Annotated in this window: 4 protein-coding genes; all 4 read left to right on the top strand. The window is 61.8% G+C overall.

Annotated features, from left to right (window positions below; all coding sequences use genetic code 11):
* Positions 1-1,799, top strand: a 1,799-nt coding sequence (locus tag ABIT12_RS13610) for a PAS domain-containing sensor histidine kinase (protein WP_348046155.1), incomplete at its 5' end; no start/stop codon positions are given.
* Positions 1,800-2,018: 219 nt separating this feature from the next.
* A complete protein-coding gene (locus tag ABIT12_RS13605; RefSeq protein ID WP_348046153.1) occupies positions 2,019-3,062 on the top strand; it encodes an extracellular solute-binding protein in 1,044 nt (347 codons plus the stop codon).
* Between the two features lie 196 nt (positions 3,063-3,258).
* Positions 3,259-4,836 carry an iron ABC transporter permease gene (locus tag ABIT12_RS13600; protein WP_348046151.1) on the top strand — a complete coding sequence of 526 codons (1,578 nt, stop codon included), beginning with the start codon at positions 3,259-3,261 and terminating at the stop codon, positions 4,834-4,836.
* A gap of 145 nt (positions 4,837-4,981) precedes the next feature.
* A complete protein-coding gene (locus tag ABIT12_RS13595) occupies positions 4,982-6,463 on the top strand; it encodes an ABC transporter substrate-binding protein (RefSeq protein WP_348046149.1) in 1,482 nt (493 codons plus the stop codon).
* Positions 6,464-6,602: the final 139 nt, after the last annotated feature.

Here is a 6,602-nt window from a genome sequence, read left to right as displayed (position 1 = left end):
ATGCCGAGACCGATCAACAGGAATTGCAGGTCCTGGATAGCGAGGGCGGATTGCTGCCGGAGGTCGCACAGGCCGAGGCGCCCGAATTCGCCGAGCAGAACCAGGCCGTGCACGACGCCGAGACGGACCGGCAGGAACTGGAAACGCTCGACAGCGAAGGCGGCTTGCTACCCGAGATTGCGCAAGCCGAAGCGCCGGAATTTGCCGAACAGGCGGCTTTGATCCAGAGCGCGCCGGACGCCGAGTCGGTTGAGCGGGTATCGCGCTATAATTTTGATGAACTGTCGCGGATTTTGAATGATCGCGTTGGCGAGACCGCGCCACAGAACAACCCCGACAACACGCTGGCCACCCGCAGCAGTGTTGGTGCGCCGACTGGCGCCTTGATCAACCTGGGTGGCGAGACGCTGGTGCTGAACCGGTTGCCGCTGGGCATTCTGGTGTTCCGCGACCAGCAGGTGTTGTTTGCCAATCGCGCCATTACCGAAATGGTGGGCTATGACTCGGTGGAGCGGTTGCGCAACGCCGGGCTGGCGGCGATTTTTCCGGCAATGGGTCCGGATGGTCACGAGGCCGGGCCGGTCAATCATCTGGTGCAGCGCGACGGATCGCTGGTGCCGGTGACAGCGCGGTTGCAGTCAATTTCGTGGCAGGGGCGCCCTGCCCTGATGCTGTCGGCAAGCGCCACCGAAGTGCGCACCGGCCATGAGGGCGCGGTGCGGGCGTTTGCTGAAGCCTTTGCCGATGTGCGCAGCGACGGGTTTTTTGAAACCAACCGCGCCGGCGTGATCAGCGCCAATAATGGGCGAGCCAGCGAGTTGCTGGGCGGCGGTCCCGGCGCGCTGATCGGGCGAACGCTGACCAATATGATTGACAGTGCAGACCAGCCCGAATTCAAGGCATTTCTGGAGCGCCCGGCGCGTTTTGCGGAGTCGGCGCGGCCATGCCTGACCGTGGCCGGCAACAAGCCCGGCGTTGAACTGCTGATTTTTGCGCAGGGCCAGGCGGGCGTGCTGAGCGGCTATTTCGGCTTCGTGCATCGGCGCGAGGGGACCCGGCTGCCGGCGCAACTGAGCGGGGCGGTTGAGCCAGAGCCGGCATTGCTGGCGCGGATCAGCCGCGGCGTGCGGCGTCCGCTCAATACCATCATCGGGTTTTCCGATCTGATCCGTTCCGAAGCGTTCGGGGCGCTGCAGAACGACCGCTATGAGGCTTATGCGCAGGACATCAAGACTGCCGGGCACGAGATTGCCGCGCTGGTGGATGAACTGGACGATTATGCGCGACTCAAGGATGGGCGTTATCTGCCGCAGCGCGCCAGTATCGAACTGGTGGGGCTGCTCGAAAGCTGCGTGCAGCGGGTGCGGCAGCAGGCGGGCTCAGCCCGCGTGATCGTGCGTAGTGCCATTTCGGAAAAGCTGCCGCGGATCACCGCCGACCGTGCCTCACTGGCGCAGGCAGTGCTGAACCTGTTGGCCAGCGCCATCGACCAGACCCCGACCGGGGGCGCCGTGGTGATTTCGGCGCAGACCGAGGACGATGGGGCGATTGCCGTGCATGTGCGCGACAGCGCCACGACGTCGGTGGACATGGCCGAGCGCTTCGTGGTGTTCCGCGATGGCGTGGGGCGTGATGGCGAAGCCTTGGCGCCGGTGCGCTCGAGCGTCGGGCTAGCGCTGACGCGGTCGTTGCTGGCAGTGAATGCGTTTTCGCTCACCGTCGATCCAGCGGGCGAACAGGGCATGCTGTTCTCGCTGCTGATCCCGGCTGATCTGGTGGATTATCCACCGCAGTATTGAGGGAACTGGCCGGTTGGCGAGGTTTGACAACATGCCGCACGCCGATTTCCGGACAATCACGATCAGCTAAGCATCTGAAATCACTCCGAAATCGACCTGGTTCTTCGAACAGTTCTAAACTGTAACGCCTTGTTTTTGCTTGATTTATTGACACATGTCCGGGTTGAGAGCAGAACGGCGTCAAGGCTTCTGCCAGCATTGTTTCGCCTGGAGATATTGATGACCAAGTTTGCCGCAATCGCTTCCGCGCTGATTGGCGCGACGCTGCTGACCGGGCTGGTGTCGCCGGCCTTTGCGCAGAGCGGCGAGATCAATATCTACAGCTTCCGCGAACAGAGCCTGTTGCAGCCGCTGCTTGACAAGTTCACCGCCGAAACCGGCATTCATCCCAACGTACTCTATGCCGGGGATGGCCTGCTGGAGCGGATCAAGGCCGAGGGCGAACTGTCGCCGGCCGACGTGGTGGTGACCGTGGATATCGGCAATCTGGTGGGCGCCAAGGACATGGGCATTACCCAGCCGATCACTACGCCGGACCTGCAGCGGGTGCCGGCGCAGTTCCGCGATGTCGATGGCGACTGGACCGCCCTGTCGCTGCGGGCCCGGGTGTTCTACGTCTCCAAGGACCGAGTGACTGCGACCAAGCTGACCTATGCCGATCTGGCCAAGCCGGAGTGGAAGGGGCGCCTATGCACCCGCCCCGGCGAGCATGCCTACAATATCGGCCTTATTGCACAGCGCATTGCCGCAACCGGACTGGATGCGACGCGCGAATGGCTGACCAAGGTACGCGACAATCTGGCGATGCCGCCGAACGGGGCCGATCGCGAGCAGGTGCGCAATATCCTCGATGGCACCTGCGATCTGGCCATCGCCAACACCTATTACATGGGCGTGATGCTCAACAACACCGCCGAGCCCGAGCAGAAGCAGTGGGCGGAATCGGCGCGGATCATTTATCCCGATGCCGATACCGATGGCACCCAGGTCAACGTCGCGGGCGGGTTCATCGCCAAGTACGCGCCCGACGTGGACAACGCCAACACGTTCATCGCCTTCCTGCTGTCGGATGAAGCGCAGGAGATTTATGCCAATACCAACTATGAATTCCCGGTGATCCCGGGGGTGGAACCAGCACCGCTGGTGAAGTCCTGGGGCACTCTGAACCCGTCAAAAATCCCGCTGGCCGAGATTGCGGCGCACCGCGCCGAGGCGGCGAAGCTGGTGGACGAGTTGAAGTTCAATGAGGGTGCGCAGAACTAGCACTGAGATTTCCGCACTCTCGATGTCACCCCGGCGCAGGCCGGGGCTCATGCCGAGATTTCAAGATGAATCCCGGCCTGCGTCGGGATGACACCGTGGGTAAACTGACATCGCCATAGACCAATCCACCGCGAAAACGATCAGGACCGGCGGCGCGTTTGCACTGCCGGTCGCGCCGTTTTTATTGCTGGCGTTGATGGGGTTGCCGATCCTTTGGCTGGCGTTTGGTGCGGCCAACGCCACGCTGGGTGGCAGCAATGGGTTTGCGGCAACGATGTTGCCGATCTCGCTGCGCGAGACATCGGTGCTGATGTTGAGCGTTGGCGTGGTGACGGGTACCGCGGGGCTGGTGGCGGCGTGGCTGGTGACACATTACGAATTTCCGCTGCGGCGGGTGTTTGACTGGGCGCTGATCCTACCACTCGCGGTGCCGACCTATCTGGCGGCCTATACCTATGTGGAGTTCATCGGCTTTGTCGGGCCAGTGCAGCAAATGGTTCGCGCCATCACTGGCGCGACGACGATCAAGCAATACTGGTTTCCCGATATCCGCAGCGAATGGGGCGCCGTGCTGGTGCTGTCCTCGGTGCTGTACCCCTATGTTTACGCCTCGTGCCGGGCGTTTTTCCTGATGCAATCGGCATCGCTGAATATTGCGGCGCGCACTTTGGGCGCCAGTGGCTGGCGGACGTTTTTTACCGTCACCCTGCCACTGTCGCGGCCACCGATCGTGGTCGGCGTGACCCTGGCGATGATGGAAATCGCCAATGACCTGGGGGCGGTGCAGTATTTCGGGATCAATTCGATCACCGCGATCATCTATTCGAGCTGGATCAACAAATCCGATTTCGGCGGCGCGGCGCAACTGGCGGTGATGGTGGTGCTGGTGATCGGCCTGCTGATTGCCGCCGAACAGAAGGCGCGCAAGGACCGGGTTTATCTGGCGCATCGCGACAGCCGCGTACCGCCGGCGCGGGAGGAGTTGCGCGGCGGTAAAGCCTTGCTGGCGCTGGTCTATTGCCTGATCCTGCTGGGGCTGGGGTTCGGCATTCCGGTGGGTGAATTGACCTATCTGGCGCTGCGGCGGCTGACGCCGGAGAGCTTTGGCATGACCTTCAATGCGCTGGTACCGACGCTGACGCTGGCGTTTTTCGGCGCGATGCTGACCGTCATCATCGGGCTGTTTGCAGCGCGCCAGACCAGCGGTCGCGTTAGCAGACTGGGCCAAAATGTTATCCGATTGTCAACGCTGGGATACGCCATTCCCGGCACAGTGTTAGCACTGGGACTGTTGCAGCCATTGGGCCAGGCCGACCTGTGGTTCAACCGGTTGACCATGACGGTGGCGCATTGGCGGCCGGGGCTGATCCTTTCCGGATCGATGGCGGCGCTGCTCTACGTCTATTCGATCCGGTTTCTGGCGGTCAGCCATTCGACGCTCGATGCGGCAATGCGCAAGCGGGGCAATTCAATGCTGGATGCCGGGCGGGTGCTGGGCGAGCGCGGGCTGGGATTGTTGCTGCGGGTGGACCTGCCGACGCTGACGCCGGCGATTTTGACGGCGGCGACGCTGGTGTTCGTCGAGATCATCAAGGAATTGCCGGCAACGCTCCTGCTGCGCCCGCTTGGCGTCGATACGCTGGCGACGGTGGTTTACGCTCGTGCCAATGTGGCGCTTTTTGCCGAAGCGGCGCTTCCCGCGTTGTTTATTGTGCTGGCGGGGCTGGTTCCGGTTGTTCTTGCTACCCAGCTCGGGGTTCGTAGGAAAGTATAATCCTGCGCCCTGCTGCCATGTTAGCGACGATGCCCTATACACTTTCCCTGCAGGAGCCGGGACCTTATCTCCCGGCACGATTTTCGGCAGTCTGGCAGGCCCTCGGCCGCAGACAGAGCGTTTAGGCCGAAGCAGGAGACGACGAATGAACAAGACGACACGGGCCATAGGCCTGGCTTTAGCGCTGGTGACAGCGCTATCGACGGCGGCGCTGGCAGCGCCGACTGAAATCCGCATCGGCGTGGCGCTGGAGCCACCGGTGCTGGATCCAACCGCAGGGGCTGCCGAAGCCATCGATATCGTCGTTTACCAGAATGTGTTCGAAGGCCTGACCCAGATCGACCAGCACGGTGCCGTGCAGCCAGATCTGGCCAAATCCTGGACTATTTCGCCCGATGGACTGACCTATACGTTTGCGCTGCATGATGGCGTGACGTTCCACGACGGTTCGGCCTTTGACGCCAATGACGTCAAGTTCAGCTTCGATCGGATCAGCGCCCCCGACAGCCAGAACGCGCACAAGGAATTCTATGCCGGCATCACCAGCGTTACCGTGGTCGATCCACTGACGGTGGAGATCAAGCTTTCCAAGCCGAGCGGGCAGTTCCTGTTCGATATTGGCCGTGGCGATGCGGTGATCGTGGCGCCGGAAAGCGCCGCCAACAATTCGACCAATCCGATCGGCACCGGACCATTTGCCTTCGTGCAGTGGGACAAGGGCAGCCGCGTGGTGCTGGAACGATATGAGCCCTATTGGGGCGCCAAGGCGGCGCTCACCAAGGCGAGTTTCCTGTTCATCAGCGACACCGCCGCCATGACCAATGCGCTGCTGGCCGGCGATATCGATGGCACGAACAACTTTGCCGCCGAAGCCGTCGACGTGTTCAAAGCCGACCCGCGCTTCAAGATTCTGGTGGGCACTACCGAGGGCGAGACCTTGCTCTCGACCAATAACAAGCGCCCGCCGTTCGATAACCTGAAAGTGCGGCAGGCGATGGCGCATGCAATTGATCGCAAGGCGCTGATCGACGGCGTGACCTATGGCTATGGCGTGCCGATCGGCAGCCATTTTGCTCCCCACCACCCCTATTATGTCGACCTGACCAATACCTATCCCTACGATCCGGCCGAAGCAAAGAAGCTGCTGGCGGAAGCGGGCTATCCAGACGGGTTCAGCGCCACGCTGAAGCTGCCACCGGTGGCCTATGCACAGACCGGCGGACAGATCATTGCCAGCCAGTTTGCCGCTGTCGGCATCAAGCTCAAACTGATCAATGTGGAATGGGCGCAGTGGCTGGACGAGGTGTATTCCAAGCACGACTATGACCTGAGCATCGTCAGCCATGTCGAACCGTTCGACATTGGAATTTATGCCAAACCTGACTACTACTTCGGCTACGACAATCCCAAGTTCAATGCGCTGATCGAGACGCTGAATGCCACGACGGAGGACGCCAAGCGCAAAGAGCTCGCCATCGAGGCGCAGACCATCCTTGCCAAGGATGCCGTCAACGGCTTTTTGTTCGAACTCGCCCAGATCGGCGTGTGGAATGCCAAGCTCGAAGGCATGTGGCAGAACGCGCCGATCGAAGGCGTGGTGCTGCGGGATGTTCATTGGGTGGATTGATGGGCGGGGGTGTGGGGGCGACGACGCCCCCCACCCCTGTCCCCTCCCCACGAGGGGGAGGGAGACCCTCTCGGTCTGTCTTCGTCCCAATCTATTGAAACGTGCGGCTCCATCGTCTCCCTCCCCCTTGTGGGGAGGG

Source organism: Devosia sp., assembly GCF_039927955.1.
Lineage (GTDB): Bacteria > Pseudomonadota > Alphaproteobacteria > Rhizobiales > Devosiaceae > Devosia.
Note: the sequence above shows the minus strand (reverse complement) of the source record. Positions and strands in the feature narration are given on the sequence as shown.